The organism is Agromyces sp. NPDC057865 (assembly GCF_042796995.1).
Lineage (GTDB): Bacteria > Actinomycetota > Actinomycetes > Actinomycetales > Microbacteriaceae > Agromyces.
Window position 1 is genome coordinate 725,622 of sequence record NZ_JBHVMJ010000001.1, and the last position, 18,995, is coordinate 744,616.

19 protein-coding genes and 1 pseudogene are annotated in these 18,995 nt (G+C 71.5%); 12 read left to right on the plus strand and 8 right to left on the minus strand.

Features of this window, described 5'->3' with window-relative positions; all coding sequences use genetic code 11:
* Window positions 1-21 precede the first annotated feature (21 nt).
* Window positions 22-243: an Rv0909 family putative TA system antitoxin gene (locus ACFVN5_RS03345; protein WP_376953213.1), complete on the minus strand. Its 222-nt coding sequence runs from the start codon at window positions 241-243 to the stop codon at window positions 22-24.
* A 264-nt stretch (window positions 244-507) separates the two neighbouring features.
* Here ACFVN5_RS03345 and ACFVN5_RS03350 point away from each other — a divergent pair, with 264 nt between their 5' ends.
* Complete coding sequence (locus tag ACFVN5_RS03350; protein WP_376953214.1) at window positions 508-1,146, plus strand: GNAT family N-acetyltransferase; 639 nt, start codon at window positions 508-510, stop codon at window positions 1,144-1,146.
* Window positions 1,147-1,220: 74 nt separating this feature from the next.
* Here the strand turns inward: ACFVN5_RS03350 and ACFVN5_RS03355 are convergent, their stop codons facing one another.
* From ACFVN5_RS03355 to ACFVN5_RS03370, 4 genes are all read right to left on the minus strand, one after another.
* Complete coding sequence (locus ACFVN5_RS03355; RefSeq protein ID WP_376953216.1) at window positions 1,221-2,702, minus strand: cation acetate symporter; 1,482 nt, start codon at window positions 2,700-2,702, stop codon at window positions 1,221-1,223.
* Window positions 2,699-3,049 (minus strand): hypothetical protein, encoded by a 351-nt coding sequence (locus ACFVN5_RS03360; RefSeq protein WP_376953217.1) that lies wholly within the window; start codon window positions 3,047-3,049, stop codon window positions 2,699-2,701. The genes ACFVN5_RS03355 and ACFVN5_RS03360 overlap by 4 nt, the downstream gene beginning before the upstream one ends.
* A gap of 248 nt (window positions 3,050-3,297) precedes the next feature.
* Window positions 3,298-4,041, minus strand: coding sequence for a LytR/AlgR family response regulator transcription factor (locus tag ACFVN5_RS03365; protein ID WP_376953218.1), 744 nt, complete (start codon window positions 4,039-4,041; stop codon window positions 3,298-3,300).
* Window positions 4,038-5,276, minus strand: coding sequence for a sensor histidine kinase (locus ACFVN5_RS03370; protein ID WP_376953220.1), 1,239 nt, complete (start codon window positions 5,274-5,276; stop codon window positions 4,038-4,040). The genes ACFVN5_RS03365 and ACFVN5_RS03370 overlap by 4 nt, the downstream gene beginning before the upstream one ends.
* 202 nt (window positions 5,277-5,478) lie before the next feature.
* Here ACFVN5_RS03370 and ACFVN5_RS03375 point away from each other — a divergent pair, with 202 nt between their 5' ends.
* Window positions 5,479-5,847 (plus strand): DUF485 domain-containing protein, encoded by a 369-nt coding sequence (locus tag ACFVN5_RS03375; protein WP_376953221.1) that lies wholly within the window; start codon window positions 5,479-5,481, stop codon window positions 5,845-5,847.
* Complete coding sequence (locus ACFVN5_RS03380; RefSeq protein ID WP_376953222.1) at window positions 5,847-7,460, plus strand: cation acetate symporter; 1,614 nt, start codon at window positions 5,847-5,849, stop codon at window positions 7,458-7,460. Before ACFVN5_RS03375 ends, ACFVN5_RS03380 begins: the two co-directional genes overlap by 1 nt.
* A gap of 153 nt (window positions 7,461-7,613) precedes the next feature.
* Here ACFVN5_RS03380 and ACFVN5_RS03385 read toward each other — a convergent pair whose 3' ends face one another.
* The 3 genes and pseudogenes from ACFVN5_RS03385 to helR form a co-directional block, all read right to left on the minus strand.
* The gene (locus tag ACFVN5_RS03385; RefSeq protein WP_376953223.1) at window positions 7,614-7,814 is read right to left on the minus strand and encodes a hypothetical protein; all 201 of its coding nucleotides are present in this window, start codon (window positions 7,812-7,814) and stop codon (window positions 7,614-7,616) included.
* A 78-nt stretch (window positions 7,815-7,892) separates the two neighbouring features.
* Complete coding sequence (gene lpdA, locus ACFVN5_RS03390) at window positions 7,893-9,293, minus strand: dihydrolipoyl dehydrogenase (protein ID WP_376953224.1); 1,401 nt, start codon at window positions 9,291-9,293, stop codon at window positions 7,893-7,895.
* A 54-nt stretch (window positions 9,294-9,347) separates the two neighbouring features.
* Window positions 9,348-11,506: pseudogene (gene helR / locus ACFVN5_RS03395) on the minus strand (RNA polymerase recycling motor ATPase HelR).
* Between the two features lie 210 nt (window positions 11,507-11,716).
* Here helR and ACFVN5_RS03400 point away from each other — a divergent pair.
* The 9 genes from ACFVN5_RS03400 (at window position 11,717) to ACFVN5_RS03440 (ending at window position 18,718) form a co-directional block, all read left to right on the plus strand.
* Window positions 11,717-12,724, plus strand: coding sequence for a DMT family transporter (locus ACFVN5_RS03400; RefSeq protein ID WP_376953226.1), 1,008 nt, complete (start codon window positions 11,717-11,719; stop codon window positions 12,722-12,724).
* A gap of 292 nt (window positions 12,725-13,016) precedes the next feature.
* Window positions 13,017-13,376 (plus strand): GntR family transcriptional regulator, encoded by a 360-nt coding sequence (locus tag ACFVN5_RS03405; RefSeq protein WP_376953228.1) that lies wholly within the window; start codon window positions 13,017-13,019, stop codon window positions 13,374-13,376.
* A complete protein-coding gene (locus ACFVN5_RS03410) occupies window positions 13,373-14,281 on the plus strand; it encodes an ABC transporter ATP-binding protein (protein ID WP_376953229.1) in 909 nt (302 codons plus the stop codon). Before ACFVN5_RS03405 ends, ACFVN5_RS03410 begins: the two co-directional genes overlap by 4 nt.
* Window positions 14,278-15,045, plus strand: coding sequence for a hypothetical protein (locus tag ACFVN5_RS03415; protein WP_376953230.1), 768 nt, complete (start codon window positions 14,278-14,280; stop codon window positions 15,043-15,045). Before ACFVN5_RS03410 ends, ACFVN5_RS03415 begins: the two co-directional genes overlap by 4 nt.
* Before the next feature lie 145 nt (window positions 15,046-15,190).
* Window positions 15,191-15,883, plus strand: a complete 693-nt coding sequence (locus tag ACFVN5_RS03420) for an ABC transporter ATP-binding protein (protein ID WP_376953231.1) — start codon at window positions 15,191-15,193, stop codon at window positions 15,881-15,883.
* Window positions 15,880-17,205, plus strand: coding sequence for an FtsX-like permease family protein (locus ACFVN5_RS03425; protein ID WP_376953232.1), 1,326 nt, complete (start codon window positions 15,880-15,882; stop codon window positions 17,203-17,205). Before ACFVN5_RS03420 ends, ACFVN5_RS03425 begins: the two co-directional genes overlap by 4 nt.
* 63 nt (window positions 17,206-17,268) lie before the next feature.
* Window positions 17,269-17,601 carry a chorismate mutase gene (locus ACFVN5_RS03430; protein ID WP_376953234.1) on the plus strand — a complete coding sequence of 111 codons (333 nt, stop codon included), beginning with the start codon at window positions 17,269-17,271 and terminating at the stop codon, window positions 17,599-17,601.
* Complete coding sequence (locus ACFVN5_RS03435) at window positions 17,598-18,530, plus strand: SDR family NAD(P)-dependent oxidoreductase (RefSeq protein ID WP_376953235.1); 933 nt, start codon at window positions 17,598-17,600, stop codon at window positions 18,528-18,530. The genes ACFVN5_RS03430 and ACFVN5_RS03435 overlap by 4 nt, the downstream gene beginning before the upstream one ends.
* Window positions 18,527-18,718, plus strand: coding sequence for a hypothetical protein (locus tag ACFVN5_RS03440; protein WP_376953236.1), 192 nt, complete (start codon window positions 18,527-18,529; stop codon window positions 18,716-18,718). Before ACFVN5_RS03435 ends, ACFVN5_RS03440 begins: the two co-directional genes overlap by 4 nt.
* Window positions 18,719-18,995 lie beyond the last annotated feature (277 nt).

The following is an 18,995-nucleotide window of genomic DNA, read 5'->3' on the forward strand; positions in this document are numbered from 1 at the left end:
AGACCTGGAGGTCGGCTCGGCTCAGGGCTCGGTGCCGATGGCCTTGTCGATGTTGTCGCGGACGGAGTCGACCTTCTCGTCGTGCTCGTCGGGCGTGACCTTCTTCGCGGCGTCGGAGACGGCGTCGAGGACCTTGTCGCTGATGTCCTCGGCCTGCTGGCTGTTCAGCGCCTCGTTGATGGTGTCCTTGTTCTCCTCCACGAAGTCCTGGGCCTTCTTGGTCAGGTCGTCCAGCGCTCCCATGTCCCCCACCTTTCATCGTCGGACGGTGCACTCGCCATCGTAGGGTCCGGGCCCGGGAACCGGAACCCTCGGCGCCTCCGGCGGCGCCCCTGGGCGTTCCCGTCGTGTGCGCAATTCAGGTGCGCGCTCGGCGTGTCATCCGGACGCGCCGAGGATCGCGCCCGCGACACACCTCCGCACCTGAATTGCGCACGGGGTCGAGCCGATCGCGCGGGGCTCTTCGGGCGGTCGGGCCGCCTGGGCGCGGCGTGCCAGACTCGACGAGTGACCGCCTCCCGCCCCGCCGACCGGCCGCTCGTCGGCCGGTTCATCAGCCTCACGCCGTACTCCGACGCCGACATTCCTGAGCTCGAGCGCGCCCTGCGCCGGCCCGAGGTGTTCGCGGGCGGGTACGGCGGCGGACCTGCGGGCCTGCCGGCCGACGCCGAGGCGTTCGCCTCGTTCGCGAGCGGATACTACGCGAGTGGCCCGGCGGCGATGCCGTTCACCGTGCGCCTCGAGGGCGGCCCCGATCACGGCGCGATCGTGGGCGCGACGAAACTCGGCGACCTCGACCTCGGCAGCGAGTCGGCGCACATCGGCTGGACCGCCCACGATCCACGCGTCTGGGGTACGGCCGTGAACCCCGAAGCGAAGCTGTTGCTGCTCGGGCTCGCGTTCGACCATGGGTTCGGTCGCGTGAAACTGCAGGCCGACGCGCTGAACGACCGGTCGCGGGCGGCGATCCTCAAGCTCGGCGCGCAGTTCGAGGGCATCGCGCGACGGCACAAGCCGCGCGCCGACGGGTCGTGGCGCGACTCCGCCGTGTACTCCGTGACCATCGATGACTGGCCCGCGGTACGGGCGGGACTCGAGGCACGGCTCGCGGCGTGGGGTGACGAGCCGGTGCGACTCGGCGCCTGAGTCGGCGGCGACGGCGTGGCGCGAGCGCGCGGCATCCGTCGGCGCGCGGCATCCGTCGACTGCGGGCTCGGCGCTCAGCCCTCGCGGCGGTGGTGCCCCGCCGGCTCGGGCACGTGCAGGCGGGTGAGGAACCGGTCGGTGCCGCGCGGGATGCCGCGGCGGTCGCCGCGCGAGACGAGCACCGTCACGAGCACCGCGATCGGCACCGTCCAGGCGGCGGGCTGCTCGAGGAACGGGCGCAGCGCGGGCAGCCACGACGAGACGGCCGCGCCGCCGAGGATCGCGACGCCCGAGAGCACGGCGCCGGTGAGCATGCCGGCGATCGCGCCGCGCGCCGTGAGCCCGCGCCACCAGATGCCGAGCAGGAGCACGGGGCAGAGCGTCGAGGCGGTGAACGCGAAGACGAGGCCCACGCTGCCGGCGAGCCCCGCCGGCTCGGTCGCGAGCGCGACGACGAGCGGTACGAACGTCGACAGCACCGCGGCGATGCGGAAGCCGCGCACGCTGCCGCCGAGCAGGTCCTGGCTGATCACGCCCGCGAGCGACACGACCAGGCCCGACGACGTCGAGAGGAACGCCGCGAACGCGCCCGCGATGACGAGGGCGGTGAGCACGTCGCCGAGCGGCCCCGGGACGAGACGGTCGGGAAGCAGCAGGATGAGCGCGTCCGCGTCGCCCGAGGCGGCGAGGTCGGGGGCGAACGCCCGGCCGAGGAACCCGAACGCGGTGGGGAACAGGTAGAACACCGAGAGCAGCACGAGCACGATGACCGTCGTGCGCCGGGCGGCGACGCCGTCGGGGTTCGTGTAGAAGCGGACGAGCACGTGGGGGAGCCCGAGGGTGCCGAGCAGCAGGGCGACCATGAGCGACACCGTGCGGTACACCTCGAGGTCGCCCGGTCCGGCACTCGGCGGGAAGGCCTCGATCGGCGGCAGCGCGGGCTGCACGTCGCCGACCAGCAGGAGCAGCGCGACGACCGGGACCGCGAGCGCCGTGAGCTTCAGCCAGAACTGGAACGCCTGCACGAACGTGATCGACCGCATGCCGCCCGCCGCGACGACGACGGCGACGATGACCGCGACCGCGAGCGACCCCGCCCACGCGGGCAGGCCCGTCGTGATCCGAACGGTGAGGGCCGCGCCCTGCAGCTGCGGCACGATGTAGAACCAGCCGATGACGATGACGAGCGTGCTCGTGACCCGCCGTGCCCAGACCGACTCCAGTCGCGCCTCGGTGAAGTCGGGGATCGTGTACGCGCCCGAGCGCCGCAGCGGGGCCGCGACGAAGAGCAGCAGCATGAGGTACCCCGCCGTGTAGCCGATCGGGAACCAGAGCGCCGCCGATCCCGTGAGCAGGATGAGCCCGGCGATGCCGAGGAACGACGCCGCCGACAGGTACTCCCCGCCGATCGCCGACGCGTTCCACCACGGGCGCACCGTGCGGCTGGCCACGTAGAAGTCGCTCGTCGTGCGCGACACCCGCAGCCCGTAGAACCCGATGAGTGCCGAGGCGATCGCCACGGCGGCGATCGCGATGTAGCCGATCGCGGCGTTCACTCGTCCTCCGTCAGCGATCGGTAGCGCGCCTCGTTGCGCGAGGCCGCGCGCACGTAGAGGGCGCCGACCGTGATCGCGAGCGGGTAGACGCCCGCGCCGAGCAGCAGCCATGACAGCGGCACGCCGACCACGAACGTCTCGTCGAGCTGCGGCACCAGGGCGATGGCGAGCACGAAGAGCGCGGTGGCGACCGCGAAGCCCACGGCGAACACGATCCCGAGGCGCAGCTGCGACCGGATCAGCGAGCGCACGTACACCCCCGCGATGTCGCTCGTCGGCGCCTCGGCGCCGTGGTGCGGCACGGGTCGAGCGGATGCCGCGTGCGACCCGGCGTGGGGTGCGGTCACGCGGACCCGACCCGGTGCTGCCGCCGGTGATCGAGTAGGGCGCGGCGCAGCCGCACCCGTATCGAGATCCGTGTTCGCGTCTCGATACGCGTCGCCTCCGGCGGCGCTACTCGACGACCGGGAGTACGCGTCTCGATACGCGTCGCCTCCGGCGGCGCTACTCGACGACCGGGGGGTGTCGCCTCCGGCGGCGCTACTCGACGACCGGGGGGTGTCGCCTTCGGCGGCGCTACTCGACGACCGGTCGCTCATGACCGCGGCCGGATCGTCGCCGACTCGAGCCGCTCGCGCAGCGCGGGCAGCAGGCGCCGGCTCACGGGCAGCTCCGCCGCGCCGACCGTGACGCTCGGATGGTCGCCGCCGAGGCGGATGCGCGCGAGGTGCGGGATCGCGACGAGGTACGAACGGTGGATCCGCACGAAAGCGTCCGACCACTGCCGCTCGAGGTCCGACATCGGCACGCGCACGAGGTAGCTCGCCTCCTCGGTGTGCAGGCGCGCGTAATCGCCCTGGGCCTGCACGTAGCGCACCTCGTCGCGGCGGATCATGCGGGTGGTGCCGCCGAGCGTGACGGCGATCATCTCGGGCTGCGCGGATGCCGCGGCATCCGTCGCCGGCGTCGCCTGCGCCTTCATCGCCTCGACGATGCGGGTCACCGAGCGCTGCAGGCGCTCGGTGCGCACGGGCTTCAGCAGGTAGTCGACCGCGGCGAGGTCGAACGCCTCGAGCGCGCCCTCCTCGTCGGCCGTCACGAACACGAGCGCGGGCCGGCGCTCGAAGCGCTGCATGGCCCGGGCGAGGTCGAAGCCGTTGAGCCCGGGCATGTGGATGTCGAGGAACGCGGCGTCGACCGGCTCGCGCGTCAGCAGTCGGATCGCCTCGGCGCCTGACGCCGCCTGGTGGATGATCCCGATGCGCGGGTCCTGCCCGAGCAGGAACGCCAGCTCGTCGATCGCGGGCTGCTCGTCGTCGGCGATGAGCACGGAGATCACGGTTCCAGTCTCCCATCGGGCTCAGAGAGCGGGGGCGCGATGCGGTCGGGGCCGGCGGATGCCGCGACCCGACCGGGCTGCGACTTCGGCACGCGCATCCGCACGAGCGTGCCCGCGCCGACGTTCGTCTCGACGACGAGCCCGTGCTCGTCGCCGTACACCTGCCGGAGGCGGGCGTCGACGTTGCGCAGGCCCACGTGCTGGCCCGGGGCGCCGCCCGCGAGCGCGCGCTCGAGCACTTCGGGGTCGATGCCGACGCCGTCGTCCTCGACGCTGATCTCGGCGAACGCGCCCTGGTCGGACGCCTCGATCGTGATGCGGCCGCCGCCCTCCTTGCCCTCGAGCCCGTGCCGCACCGCGTTCTCGACGAGCGGCTGGATCGACAGGAACGGCACCACGGTCGAGAGCACCTCGGGCGCGATCTGCAGCGTCACCTTCAGGCGGTCGCCGAACCGGGCGCGCTCGAGCTTCAGGTAGCTGTCGATCGAGCGCAGTTCCTCGGCGACCGTGGTGAAGTCGCCGTGCCGTCGGAACGAGTACCGCGTGAAGTCCGCGAACTCGAGCACGAGCTCGCGCGCCTTCGCGGGGTCGGTGTTGATGAAGGACGCGATCGCGTTGAGCGAGTTGTAGATGAAGTGCGGGCTGATCTGCGCCCGCAGCGCGCGCACCTCGGCCTCGGCGAGGGCTGCGCGCGACGCGTCGAGCTCGCCCAGCTCGACCTGGGCCGCGACCCAGTCCGCCACCTCGCCCGTGGCCCGCACGAGCCCGGCGCGGACGCGAGGCGCGAATGCGACGAGCGCCCCGGCGGGCACGCCGCCCGCGAGGATCGGAGCCGCGACGGCATCCGTCTCGCGCTCGCCGAGCCGGATGCGGCGCTGCACCTGCGGACGGCCGGATGCCCGCGCCTCGGCGGCGAGCCTGCCGGCGACGGCGCGCACGGCGTCGTCGCCCTCGATCGTCACGTCGCCCGCCGGACCCACGAGCGCGAGCGTCTCGCAGCCGAGCAGGGCGCGGAGGTGCCGTCCGGCACGCACGGCGTCGCCCTCGGCGATGCCGCCGCGGAGGTGCTTCGCCGCCCGGCTCGCGAGGTGCAGCGTCTGGTACGTCGCCTGCTCGACGTCGGTCCCGAGATCCTTCGACGCGACCACGATGCGCCGGAGCAGGATGACCACGCCGACCGCGAGTGCCCCGGCGACGACGCCGGCGGCAGCGGCGAGCAGCATCGACTCGGGCATGCAGGCCAGCGTAGCCGTCGTTCGTCGTCGCCGATCCGCCGTTCGTCGCACCGTGGACGCCGCTCGGCGACGACGAGCGGCGACCGCCCCAAGCGCTCCGAGGCGAGCGGAAGCATGGTCGCACTGCCGGGTCCTCAGGGACGAACTCGACGCAGCGGCGCGGCCGTCGGCCCCGCCGATCCCCCCTCGAAGGAGAGACGCCATGGGCAACGACGCCCCGAGCGCCACGAGCTCGACCCTCGCAGAGGTCGACTACGGCGCGGTCCAAGCATCACCCGAGTTCCAACGGCTCCGGCGCACGCATCGGAGCTTCGTCTTCCCGGTCCTGGGCGCGTGCCTCGCCTGGTACTTCGCCTACGTGCTGCTCGCGAGCTACGCGCACGACTTCATGTCGACGCGGGTGTTCGGCAGCGTGAACATCGCGATGGTCCTCGGCCTCGCCCAGGTCGTCACGACCTTCGCAGTGACCATGTGGTACGTGCACTACGCCAACAAGCGCCTCGACCCGCTCGCGGAGGAGATCCGCGACGAGATCGAGACCGGCGTCTTCGAGAACGAGGAGGCCCGCTGATGCTGCACCTCGAAGCGGCGAGCACCTCGCCCGGCGAGCCCTGGCTCAACATCGCCATCTTCGGCGCGTTCGTCGCCGTCACGATGGTCATCGTGTTCCGCGCCAGCCGGAACAACAAGACCGCGGCCGACTACTACGCGGCCGGACGCTCGTTCACGGGCGGCCAGAACGGCTCGGCCATCGCGGGCGACTACCTGTCGGCGGCCTCGTTCCTCGGCATCGTCGGCGCCATCGCGATGACGGGCTACGACGGGTTCCTCTACTCGATCGGCTTCCTCGTCGCGTGGCTCGTGGCCCTGCTCCTCGTCGCGGAGCTCCTGCGCAACACCGGCAAGTTCACGATGGCCGACGTGCTCTCGTTCCGCCTCAAGCAGCGTCCGGTGCGCATCGCCGCGGCGACCACGACGCTCGTCGTCTGCTTCTTCTACCTCCTCGCCCAGATGGCGGGCGCCGGCGGCCTCGTGTCGCTGCTGCTCGGCATCGGGGACCAGGTCGGGCAGGCCGTCGTCATCACGGTGGTCGGCGCGCTCATGATCCTCTACGTGCTCATCGGCGGCATGAAGGGCACCACCTGGGTGCAGATCATCAAGGCGGTGCTGCTCATCGTGGGCGCCGGCGTGATGACCGTGTGGGTGCTCGCGCTCAACGGGTTCGACTTCTCGGCGCTGCTCGACAAGGCGGTCGCCGTGGCCGAGAACCCCGCGATCCTCGACCCCGGCCTGAAGTACGGCGTGTCGGATGTCACGAAGGTCGACTTCCTCTCGCTGGGCCTCGCCCTCGTGCTCGGCACGGCGGCCCTCCCGCACGTGCTCATGCGGTTCTACACGGTGCCCACGGCGAAGGAGGCGCGCAAGTCGGTCGTCTGGGCGATCTGGCTCATCGGCATCTTCTACGTGTTCACGCTCGTGCTCGGCTACGGCGCCGCGGCCCTCGTCGGTCCGGCGGTCATCGCGGCGGCGCCCGGCGGACCGAACTCGGCGGCCCCGCTGCTCGCGTTCTCGCTCGGCGGACCGCTGCTGCTCGGGCTCATCTCGGCGATCGCGTTCGCGACGATCCTCGCGGTCGTCGCCGGCCTCACGATCACCGCGGCCGCTTCGTTCGCCCACGACATCTACGCGTCGGTCGTGAAGAAGGGCAAGCCCGAGCCGGGCGCCGAGGTCAAGGTCGCGCGCCGCACCGTGGTCATCATCGGCATCGTCGCGATCATCGGCGGGATCGGGGCGAACGGCCAGAACGTCGCGTTCCTCGTGGCGCTCGCGTTCGCCGTCGCGGCATCCGCCAACCTGCCGACCATCGTGTACTCGCTGTTCTGGAAGCGCTTCACCACGAAGGGCGCCCTGTGGAGCATGTACGGCGGGCTCATCTCGGCGATCGTGCTCATCGTCTTCTCGCCGGTCGTCTCGGGCTCCGAGACGTCGATGCTGAAGACCGAGGCCATCGACTTCGCCTGGTTCCCGCTGTCGAACCCGGGCATCGTCTCGATCCCGCTGGCCTTCCTCCTGGGCTGGATCGTGAGCGTGCTCGACAAGACGGTCGAGGACCCGAAGAAGCAGTCCGAGATGGAGGTGCGCTCGCTCACCGGCATCGGCGCCGAGAAGGCGGTGAGCCACTAGGGGTTCCGGCGGTGGTCGGGGGACCGGCCGCCGGACAGCCATCGACGCGGCGGGAATGCCTGCCCATGCCGTGTGGATAGCAGTGAGGGGGGCGGATGCCGCGAGCATCCGCCCCCCTCACCATGCGCCGAGGCGTGGGGCTCCGGCCGGGCGCTACTCGGTCGTGCGACGGCGGCGCCGCGCGATGCCCCACGCGAGCAGGGCGACGCCGACGAGCGCGATGATCGGCCCGAGGATCGCCCAGAGAGCCACTCCGCTCATGACGGAGCCCGGCAGCACGCCGAACCCCTGCAGCGCCCAGACGCCGCCGACCACGATCATCAGGGCGCCGAGGCCGATCAGGAACCCGTTCATCCGTACCTGCTTCCTTCACTCGATGGTGCGTCTCGATACGCGTCGCCTGCGGCGGCGCTACTCGACGACCGAGGGTCGCTACATGTTGATCATGTGGCCGGTGAGCCCGTGGAACGCCTCCTGCACCGCCTCCGACAGCGTCGGGTGCGTGTGCACGTTGCGCGCGAGCTCGAGCGCGCCCAGATCCCACTTCTGGGCCAGTGTGAGCTCGGGCAGCAGCTCCGAGACATCCGGGCCGATGAGGTGGCCGCCGAGGAGCTCGAGGTACTGCTTGTCTGCGACCAGCTTCACGAAGCCCACCGGGTCGCCGAGGCCGTTCGCCTTGCCGTTCGCGGTGAACGGGAACTTCGCGACGACCACGTCGTAGCCCTCGTCGCGGGCCTGCTGCTCGGTGAGGCCGAAGCTGGCGACCTGCGGCGAGCAGAACGTCGCGCGCGGCATCATCCGGTAGTCGCCGAGCTCGAGGGTCTCGGCGTCGCCGATGGTCTCGGCCGCGACGACGCCCTGCGCCTCGGCGACGTGGGCGAGCATGAGCTTGGCCGTGACGTCGCCGATCGCGTAGATGTGCGGCACGTTGGTGCGCATCCGCTCGTCGATGGCGATCGCGCCGCGCTCGGTGAGCTGGACGCCCGCGTTCTCGAGCCCGAAGCCCTCGACGTTCGGCGCGAAGCCGACGGAGATGAGCGCCTTGTCGACCTCGAGCGAGCCGGGCTGCCCGTCTGCACCGGTGTACGACACGGTGACGGATGCCCCGTTGTCGACGACCGTCTCGACCTTCGTCGAGGCGAGGATCGGGACGCCGAGGTTGCGGTACTGCCGCGTGATCTCCTTCGAGACCTCGACGTCCTCGTTGGGGAGGGCGCGATCGAGGAACTCGATGACGGTGACCTCGACGCCGTAGTTGCGCAGTACGTAGGCGAACTCCATGCCGATGGCGCCGGCGCCGACGATCGCGATCGAGCGCGGCAGGTCGCGCGTGAGGATCTGCGTCTCGTAGGTGACGACGTTCTGCGAGAGCTGCACGCCCGGCAGGAGCCGCACCTGCGAGCCCGTCGCGATGATCGCGTTGCGGAAGGTGATCGTCTCGACCGTGCCGTCGGCCTTCCGCACGTCGAGCGTGTTCGCGTCGCGGAAGCTGCCGCGGCCGTCGAACTCCGTGATCCCGTTCTTCTTCATGAGGAAGTGCACGCCCTTGACGTGCTTCTCCGACACCTGGCGGCTGCGGTCGAACGCGACTCCGAAGTCGAACTGCACGTCGCCCGAGATGCCGAAGGTCGCGGCCTGGTCGTGGAAGATGTGCGCGAGCTCGGCGTTGCGCAGGAGCGCCTTCGAGGGGATGCAGCCCACGTTGAGGCAGACACCGCCCCAGTACCGCTCCTCGACGACGGCCACCTTCAGGCCGAGCTGGGCGGCGCGGATCGCGGCAACGTAGCCGCCCGGACCCGCGCCGAGGACGACGACATCGAACTGTTCGGTCATGCGGGCCAGCCTAGGACCGTCGGCGGCGCCCCGTCATGTGCTCCTCAGGAGTCGTCAGGTGGTCGTCAGGATGACGAGGCGCTGCGTCGCCCGCGTCATCGCGACGTAGCGGTCGACCGCGCCCTCGATGCCCGTGCCGAATCCGTCGGGATCGACGAGCACGACGAGGTCGAACTCGAGCCCCTTCGCGAGCTCGGGCGTCAGCGATCGCACGCGCGATGTCGTCGGGAACCGGCCGCCCTCGATCGCCCGCGTGCTGATGACGCAGACGACCCCCTCCGCGTGCTCCGCGAGCCAGCCGTCGATGATCGCGCCGAGCTCCGACACGTCGCCGTGCGCGACGGGCACGCCGGTGCTCCGGATCGACGTGGGCACGTTGGCGTCGGGGAGCATGGCCCGGATCACCGGCTCGGCCTCCGCCATGACCTCGGTCGGCGTGCGGTAGTTGATGCTCAGCGTCGCGAGGTCGATGCGGTCGAGCCCGATCCGCTCGAGCCGCTCCCGCCACGACTCGGTGAACCCGTGCCGGGCCTGGGCGCGGTCGCCCACGATCGTGAGGCTGCGCGACGGGGAGCGAGCGAGCAGCATCTGCCACTCGGCATCCGTCAGCTCCTGCGCCTCGTCGACGATGACGTGGGCGAACGGACCGGCGAGCTGGTCGGGATCGGCGGCCGGCAGCGCGGCCTCGTCGACGAGCGAGTTGCGCACGTCCTGCCCGCGCAGCATCGACATGACCGCCATCTCCGAGTCGTCGGCCGCGATGAGGTGCTCGAGCACCATCTCGCGCTGCTCGCGTTCGTCGGCGAGTGCCGCTTCGCGCCGTCGACGGCCGCGGGATGCCTCGGCGTCCCCGATCCGGCGTCGGGCGGCGTCGAGGAACGGCAGGTCCGACACCGTCCACGCCCGGGCGTCCGCTCGCTGCAGGGCCGCGACGTCGTCGGGAGCGAGCCACGGTGCGCATCGGCGCAGGTACGCGGGCACCGACCAGAGGTCGGCGACGACGCCCGCCGGGTCGAGCACCGGCCAGGCCCGCCGGAACGTGCCGCTCAGCTCCTCGCTCTGCGCCAGCGAACGGCGCAGCAGGTGCGGCGACACGTCGTCGTGCTTGTCGCAGAGGATCCGCAGCAGGTCCTCCCAGACCTCGTCGCGCGCCTCGTTGTGCGGCGTGCCGGGCTCGGGGGCGTCGAACGCCTCCGCCCAGTCGTCGGCGTCGACCTCCACGTCGACCCACGGCGTGTCGATCGTGAGCTCGCCCGTCGGCGGCCGCTCGTAGTGCGCGACCGCCGCCCCGACCGCCTGCACGAGGCGGGCCGAGGACTTCAGGACGCTGCGCGGACATCGGCTTCGGGCAGCGCACGCGCGCCTTCCGGCACGAGGTCGCGCAGCGTGCACGTCTGCACGCCCTCCTCCCCGAGCCCCGGGAGCTCGTCGGCCACGTAGTCGAGGTAGGGCTGGTGGGGGCCGACGACGAGCACGCCGCCGCGGCGGCGGCCGAGGCGCGGATCGGCGTAGAGGAGGTACGCGGCGCGGTGCAGCGCGACGACCGTCTTGCCCGTGCCGGGCCCACCGTCGACGACGAGCGCGCCGCGGGAGCCGGCGCGGATGATCGCGTCCTGGTCGGCCTGGATGGTGGCGAGCACGTCGCGCATGCGGTCGGACCGGCTGCTGCCGAGGCTCGCGATGAACGCGGACTGGTCGTCGAGGGCGGCGTTGTGCTCGAGTCCCTCGGCCGTGAACACCTCGTCCCAGTAGTCGCTGATCCGCCCGCGGGTCCACCGGTATCGCCGCCGGCTCACGAGTCCCATCGGGTCGCCGTGCGTGGCCCCGAAGAACGGCTCGGCGGCGGGGGAGCGCCAGTCGACGAGGAGGCGACGGCCCGTGTCGTCGGCGAGGCCGATGCGCCCGATGTAGACGGGCTCGGCGTCGTCGGCGTGCACGATCCGCCCGAGGCAGAGGTCGAGCCCGAAGCGGCGGAGGAGCCGCAGGCGTCCCGTGAGCCGGTGCACCTCGAGGTCGCGGTCGAGTGCCGCCTGTCCCTCGCCGTCGCCTTCGCGCCGCACCGCGTCGAGGCGATCGGAGACGTCGGCGATCGCTCGCTCGAGTCGCTCGGCGATGGCGGCGAAGTGCGCCTCGTCGGCGTCGACGAGTGCGGGGTCGGCCTTCTGGGCGAGTCGTTCGGGCAGGTCGAACACGCTGGTGGTCAGGGGATTCACGACGTGGGCTCCGATCCGGGGTTCGGCAGACCGACCATCATCCCTCACGACCGGGGCCTTGCGGCAAGGCCCCGTCCCGGCCGTAAACTGGAAGTGGAGAGGCCGCCAGAGCCTCTCCGTTCTCGTGTCGGCTGCCGTTCTTCAGCGGATTCCGGACACGCACCCCCGGAACGGTGACGGCGACACCCGGCTCGGACGTAACCTCGACCGGTGAGCGAACGCACCACCACCGCAGCAGCCCCGACCGCGGCATCCGTGAGCCGACCGGGGGCCGCCTCGGCGTGGCTGCAGTTCCTCGCGATGGGCGTGACGTGGGGTGCGAGCTTCCTGTTCATGAAGGTCGCGCTCGAGGGCGTCTCGTTCGGGCAGGTCGCCTGGTCGCGCACCGTGCTCGGTGCGATCGCGCTCGGCCTCATCGTGCTCGTCACGCGGCCGCGCATGCCCGCCGTCGACGGGACGCCGGGCCCGGTGCTGCCGCGCGAGCCCGTCGTGTGGGCGCACTTCCTCGTCGTCTCGGCGACGACCTGCGTCATCCCGTACCTGTGCTTCGCGTGGGCCGAGCAGTACGTGTCGTCGAGCCTCGCGTCGATCTACAACGCGACCACGCCGATCATGACCGCGCTCATGGCGACGCTCGTCTTCCGCGTCGAGCGCCTGTCGGGCAGTCGCTGGTTCGGCGTCGGGCTCGGGATCATCGGCGTGCTCGTCGTGATCGGGCCGTGGCAGCTCGCCGGCTTCACCGGCAGCCTGGCCGGACAGCTCGCGTGCCTCGTCGCGACGCTCTGCTACGGGTTCACGTTCGGGTACCAGCGCCGGTTCCTGAGCCAGCGGCCGATCGCGCCCGCGACGTTCGCCTTCCTCTCGATCGGCGTCTCGGCGGTCGTCATGCTCGTGCTCACGCCGTGGCTCGCGCTCGAGCCGGTCGACCTCGACTGGGCCATCGTCGGGTCCCTCCTCGCGCTCGGCGTGCTCGGCACCGGCCTCGCCTACATCTGGAACATCAACGTCCTGCGCGCCTGGGGGCCCACCAACGTCTCGACGGTGACGTACGTCACGCCCGTCGTGGGCGTCGCGCTCGGCATCCTGCTGCTCGGCGAGCAGCTCTCGTGGCACGAGCCCGTCGGGGGCGCCCTGGTGCTCGTAGGCATCCTGTTCGCGCAGGGGCGCCTGCGGCTCGGGCGGCGTCGCGCCGCGGCATCCGCTGCGCCGGCTGCCTGAACCGAGCGGATGCCGCGCCGGCCACGTCGGATCTCGATACGCGCCGCGCTTCGCGCGGCGCTCCTCGATCACCGGGGTGGGTCGTGCTTCGCGCGGCGCTCCTCGATCACCGGGGTGGGTCGCGCTTCATGCGGCGCTACTCGATCACCGGGGTGGGTCGCGCTTCGTGCGGCTCCTCGATCACCGCGGGTCTTGACATCGGCGCGCGTGGATGGTTGGTTAGTTACACAAGTAATGAACCAACCAAGGTTCAGCACCACGCCAAGTACCACCACGCACCAGATGGGCCGGAATGGACGAATCGCGACCGATCTTCATCCAGATCGCCGAGCAGGTCGAGAACGACATCATCGACGGGTCGCTGCCCGAGGGCAGCCAGATCCCCTCGACGAACGAGTTCGCGGCCTTCCTCCGGGTCAACCCGGCCACCGCATTGAAAGGGGTGAATCGCCTTGTCGACGACGGAATCGTGGAGAAGCGACGGGGGATCGGCATGTTCGTGACCGCCGGCGCCCGCGAGCGGCTGATGGAGCGTCGCCGGGCCGAATTCGCCGCCCAGTACATCCGACCCCTCATCGTCGAGGCCGAGAAGCTCGGCATCGACATCGACGAGCTCGCGGGACTCCTCCGCGCGGAAAGGATCCAGTCATGACCCGCACCGTGGTCCGCGCCAGCGGACTCACCAAGCGCTACGGCTCGTTCACGGCGGTCGACGGCGTGGACTTCACGCTCGAGGAGAACCGCATCTACGGTCTCCTCGGCCGGAACGGCGCCGGCAAGACCACCGTGATGCAAATGCTGACCGGCCAGATCTTCCCGAACGGCGGCGAACTGGAGGTGTTCGGGCGGACGCCGGCCGAGCACGCCGACGTGCTGCGGCGTCTCTGCTTCATCGCGGAAGCCCAGCGGTACCCCGACAGCTTCCGCGCATCGCACGTGCTGAAGGCAGCGCCGTGGTTCTTCGAGAATTGGGATGCCCAGTTCGCCGAGCGGCTCGTGCACGACTTCCGACTCCCGCTCGATCGCTACATCAAGAAGCTCTCGCGCGGCCAACTCTCTGCGGTGGGCGTGATCGTCGGTCTCGCCTCGCGCGCGCCGCTGACGTTCTTCGACGAGCCCTACCTCGGCCTGGACGCCGTCGCACGGCAGATCTTCTACGACCGGCTCCTCGAGGACTACGCCGAGCACCCGCGCACGATCCTGCTCTCGACGCACCTGATCGACGAGGTGGCGAACCTCCTCGAGCACCTCATCGTCATCGACCAGGGACGCATCCTGCTCGACCGCGATGCCGATGAGGTGCGCGGTTCGGCCACGACGGTGGCGGGCGGGCGGGCGGCGGTCGAGTCGTTCGTCGCCGACCGGGCGGTGATCGGGCGCGAAGGCATCGGCGGCTTGGCGTCCGTCACCATCGACGGCCGACTCGACCAGGCCGACCGCATCCGGGCCGCCGAGCTCGGACTCGAGCTCGCACCAGTCTCCCTCCAGCAGCTCATCGTCCACATGACCGGAGCGGACCTCCGCACCGACTCGTCCGAACAGGAGGTCGCAGCATGACCGCCGTGATCGAACAGCCGATCGTCAGCACGGAGCCGCGCTCGCGATTCAACGAGGTCTGGCGCGTCGTCCGCCTCCATGCGGTGACACCGTCGGTGTTCTTCGGCATTCCGTGGATCATCCTCGGCGGCGCGTGGCTGGTGATGGTCGTCATCGGGCTCATCGCCGGGAGCGCGGGCGCCGACACCGACAAGATGGCCGAGGGCATGCGCTACAGCTGGGCCGTCCTGTCGCCCCAGTGGTATCTCGTCGTCGTCGGCGTGCAGGCCATCGGCCTGACGCTGTCGTTCGCGCTCGGATTCGGTGCGACTCGACGGGACTTCTGGCTCGGCACGAGCCTGATGTTCGGGATCGTCTCGGTGCTGAACGCCATCGCGATCGCGACCCTCGTGCAGCTTGAGAAGGCGACGAACGGCTGGTGGCTGAACATCTCCATGTTCGATGCCCTGTGGTACGGGCAGAACGGTTGGCTGGTCGACTTCTACACGACGCTCGCGCTCCAGCTCTTCGTGCTCTTCATCGGGGCGAGCGTCACGACCGTGTACCTGCGGTGGCGGATGCGCGGGATGCTGATCCTCGCCTTCGGCGCGATCGCGCTGATCCTCGCCGGGGTCGCCATCGCGACCTTCACCCAGAGCTGGCCGGCGATCTTCGAGTGGTTCGGAGGCATCGGCATCGTCGGCGTGTTCTCGATCGTCCTCGGGCTCGCCGCGGCGTTCGCCGTCGGCGGCTACCTCGTGATCCGGCGGGCCACGCCGCGCTGACCGGCGGCGTACTAGGTCGCGGCGCGGCATCCGGGTGGGGGCTCGGATGCCGCGCCGCACGTCATTCCGGAGGATGACGGATGCTGCCCGAGATCAGCCTCGGGCCCGACGCGTCGAGCGGCACCGCCCCGGCAGGCTCGATGGCATGAGTACCTACGTGATCGAGGCAGCAGGCCTCAGCAGGTCGTTCGGGTCGACGCGCGCACTCGCGGGCGTCGACCTGTCGGTGCGCACGGGCGAGTCGCTCGCCATCATGGGCGCGTCGGGTTCGGGCAAGACGACGCTGCTGCACTGCCTCGCGGGGATCACCCGTCCGGATGCCGGGACCGTCGGCTTCCGGACCGGCACCGGACGGGTGGAGATCACGGGGCTCAGCGAGCGCGAACGTTCCCGGCTGCGACGGGAGGCGTTCGGGTTCGTCTTCCAGCAGGGGCTCCTCATCCCGGAGCTCACCGCGGTCGAGAACGTCGCGCTCGCACTCATGCTCAACGGGATGCCGCGCGCCCGCGCCGAGGAGTACGGACGGGGCTGGCTCGCCGCCCTCGGCCTCGCCGGCATGGAGGACCGTCGCATCGGCCAGCTCTCGGGCGGGCAGGCGCAGCGCGTCGCCATCGCCCGGGCGCAGGTGACGGGCGCCGCCGTGGTGTTCGCCGACGAGCCGACGGGCGCGCTCGACTCGGCCACCTCGGCCGATGTGATGCTGGCGCTGCTCGACTCGACGACCGGCCAGGGGCGCACGCTCGTGCTCGTGACGCACGACGCCGAGGTGGCGGCGCGCTGCTCGCGGATCGTCGACATGCGCGACGGCCGGATCGTCGGCGAGCGGGTTCCCGCGTGATCGCCCGCATCGCGCTGCTGCTGGCGCGTCCGGGATCGGCGGGCGCAGCGGCATCCGTGCTGCCCGTCACCGCGTTCGCCATCGTGACCGCACTGCTGCTCATGGTGCTCGGGGGAGCGCAGACCTTCTGGACCTGGCAGGACGACGGCGGGGTGCTCTACCAGGCGCTCGCCGTGATCGCCCTCGCGCTGCTCGTGGTGCCGCTCGTGTCGCTCGGGGGAGCGGCCGCGCGGCTCAGCGCCCGGCGCCGCGACGACCGGCTCGCGACGCTCCGGCTGCTCGGGGCGACGCCGGCGACCGTGTCGGCGCTCGCCGTGCTGGAGTCCGTGGTGCTCGCGCTCGTGGGTGCCGTGCTCGGCGTCGCGGTGTACCTCGCGGGCGTGCCGCTGCTCGGGCTCATCCACTTCCGCGGCCAGCCGCTCGGGGCATCCGGTGTGCTGCTGCCGTGGTGGGCGCTCGTGGCCGTGCCGCTCGCGATCGGTACGCTCGCCGCGGTGAGCGCCGTGCTCGGGCTCCGGCAGGTCGTCATCTCGCCGCTCGGGGTGCGCACCCGGCAGGAGGCGCCGCGCATGCACTGGCTGCGCCTCGTGGTGGGACTCGGCGTCGTCGCGCTCGCGTTCGGCCTCATGGCGGTGCTGCAGGTGGCGCCGTCCGTGCTCGTCATCCTCGGGATGCTCGCGCTGGCATTCGGCGGATCGATCGCCGTGCTCAACCTCATGGGACCCTGGATCATCCGGCTCGTCGCGAAGGGACAGGCGCGGCGTGCGAAGACGCCGGCACGGCTCCTCGCGGCCCGCTCGGTGCTCGAGTCGCCGAAGGCCGCGTGGCGGCAGGTCGGCGGCGTCGCGATGACGAGCTTCATGGCCGTCTTCGCAGGGACCGGGGTCGCCGTGCTCGAGGTCTTGGGCACATCGCCCGACGCGGAGTCGGACCTGCTGCTCGCCGACATCCGCACCGGCATCCTCATCACCGTGGTGGGCTCGTTCCTCATGGTCGCCTGCTCGGTGGGCGTCAACCAGGCGGCCGGCATCCTCGACCGCGGCGACCTCTACCGCAGCCTCGGCATGCTCGGCATGCCGACGGGCACCATGGATGCCGCGCGCCGCCGTGCCGTGATGTCGCCGCTGCGCATCACCGCGATCGGCTCAGCCGTGACGGCCGCGATCGTGATGCTGCCGCTCACCGGGGTGTCGCTCATCGTCGCGCCCGCGTCGCTGCTCGTGATCGCGGCGGTGCTCGCGGCCGGGATCGGCATCGTGTGGCTCGGGCTCGTCGCGACGCGGCCCGTGCTCGATCGGGCCGCCCTCGTAACCGCGGGTTGAGCGGGTTTCGAGACGGCGCTTCGCGCCTCCTCAACCCGCGGGCTGCGCGGGTAGGGTCGAAGCATGACTGACGGGTCCATCGACGAACGGGATGCGGCGATGAGCGAGCTGCTCGGCATCCGCTCGAGCATCGACAACATCGACGCGGCCCTCATCCACCTGCTCGCCGAGCGGTTCAAGTTCACCCAGCAGGTCGGCCGGCTGAAGGCCGAGCACGGACTCCCGCCGAGCGACCCCGAGCGCGAGAAGCGGCAGATCGCCCGCCTGCGCGCGCTCGCCGTCGACGCGCACCTCGATCCGGCCTTCGCCGAGAAGTGGTTCAACTTCGTGGTCGCCGAGGTCATCCAGCACCACGAGGAGCTCGCCGGCAACGGCGCATCCGGCGACGGCCTGTGAGCCGGTACCCGCTCCCCCTGCCCCAGCAGACCGGCCGGCGTTACCTGGTCACGGGTGCGAACCGGGGGCTCGGATTCTTCACCGCCGCACGGCTCGCGGCCGCCGGCGCGCACGTCGTCCTCGGCGGGCGCAGCAGCGAGCGACTGGATGCCGCGTCGGCGGCCATCCTCGGCGCCCGGCCCGCGGCATCCGTCGAGACCCTCGTCATCGACACGTCGTCGCTCACCTCGGTCGACGCCGGCGCCGACCGGCTGCTCGCGGAGGGACCGCTCGACGGCGTCGTCGCCAATGCCGGCATGGTGCACACGCCGCAGGAACGGCAGGTGTCGGTTGACGGCGACGAGCTGGTGCTCGCGACGAACGTGCTCGGCCACTTCACGCTGCTCGGTCGACTGCTCCCGCACCTCGCGACGGATGCCCGCGTCGTCTGGCTCGGCTCGCTGTCGACGATGCTCTCGACGTTCCGGGTCGACGACCTGCAGCTCGAGCGCGGCTACGACAGCTGGCGCGCCTACGCCCAGTCGAAGATCGCGGCGCAGTCGGTGGGGTTCGAGCTCGATCGGCGGCTGCGCGCGGCGAGCCTGCCGGTTGCGAGCGTGGTGGCGCATCCGGGCTACTCCGTCTCGGGCCGCACGCCGACGGTGCCGGGCGTCAACGAGCCGACCCGCGGCACCCGCTTCGCCGATTCACTCCAAACGCCCTGGGCGCAGGGCAAGCACCGCGGCGCCGAGGTGCCGCTGCACGCGCTGACCGCCGCCGACGTCGAGGGCGGCCAGTTCTGGGGACCGAAGTACCTCACGCATGGGATCCCCGCCCTGCAGCGGCCGACGCGGGTGTCCTCCGACCCGGCGATCGGCGCGAGGGTGTGGGCGTTCGCGGAGCAGGCGACGGGTCGCCCGTTCCGGGTGCCGACGGGTGCCGCCTCATGACGCTCGAGCCCCAGAAGCGCCGTCGCCTCTCGCCGCGCACGCGGCTCGTGCTCGCGCGCATCGTCGTCGTGGTCGGCGCCGGCCTCGGGCTCTTCGCGCTGCTCACCGCGCGCTGGGGACTGCTCTTCGCGGCCATCGTCGTCATCGGGCTCGGTGCCGCGATGGGGCCCGCCCGTATCCGCGACTGACCACCCGCACGATGGCCGCCCGACGGCCGCCCGACGGCCCGCACCGCCGCGACTCGTTCACCTGCGCGCAACCCCCGCTTCGAGTGTCGTTGGCGACCGCTGCCTAGCGTCGGGGAAAGGTATCGCGGGCGGTCGCACCGCGTGGCGGAGCGGCCCCGATGACGGGTCGTCGTGAGGAGGGCCCTGCATGTCCAGGCACAGCACCATCGTGGACCTGTTCGACGTCATCGACGACGCCGACGAGCACGACATCGACCTGCTCGTCGATGCGCTCGGC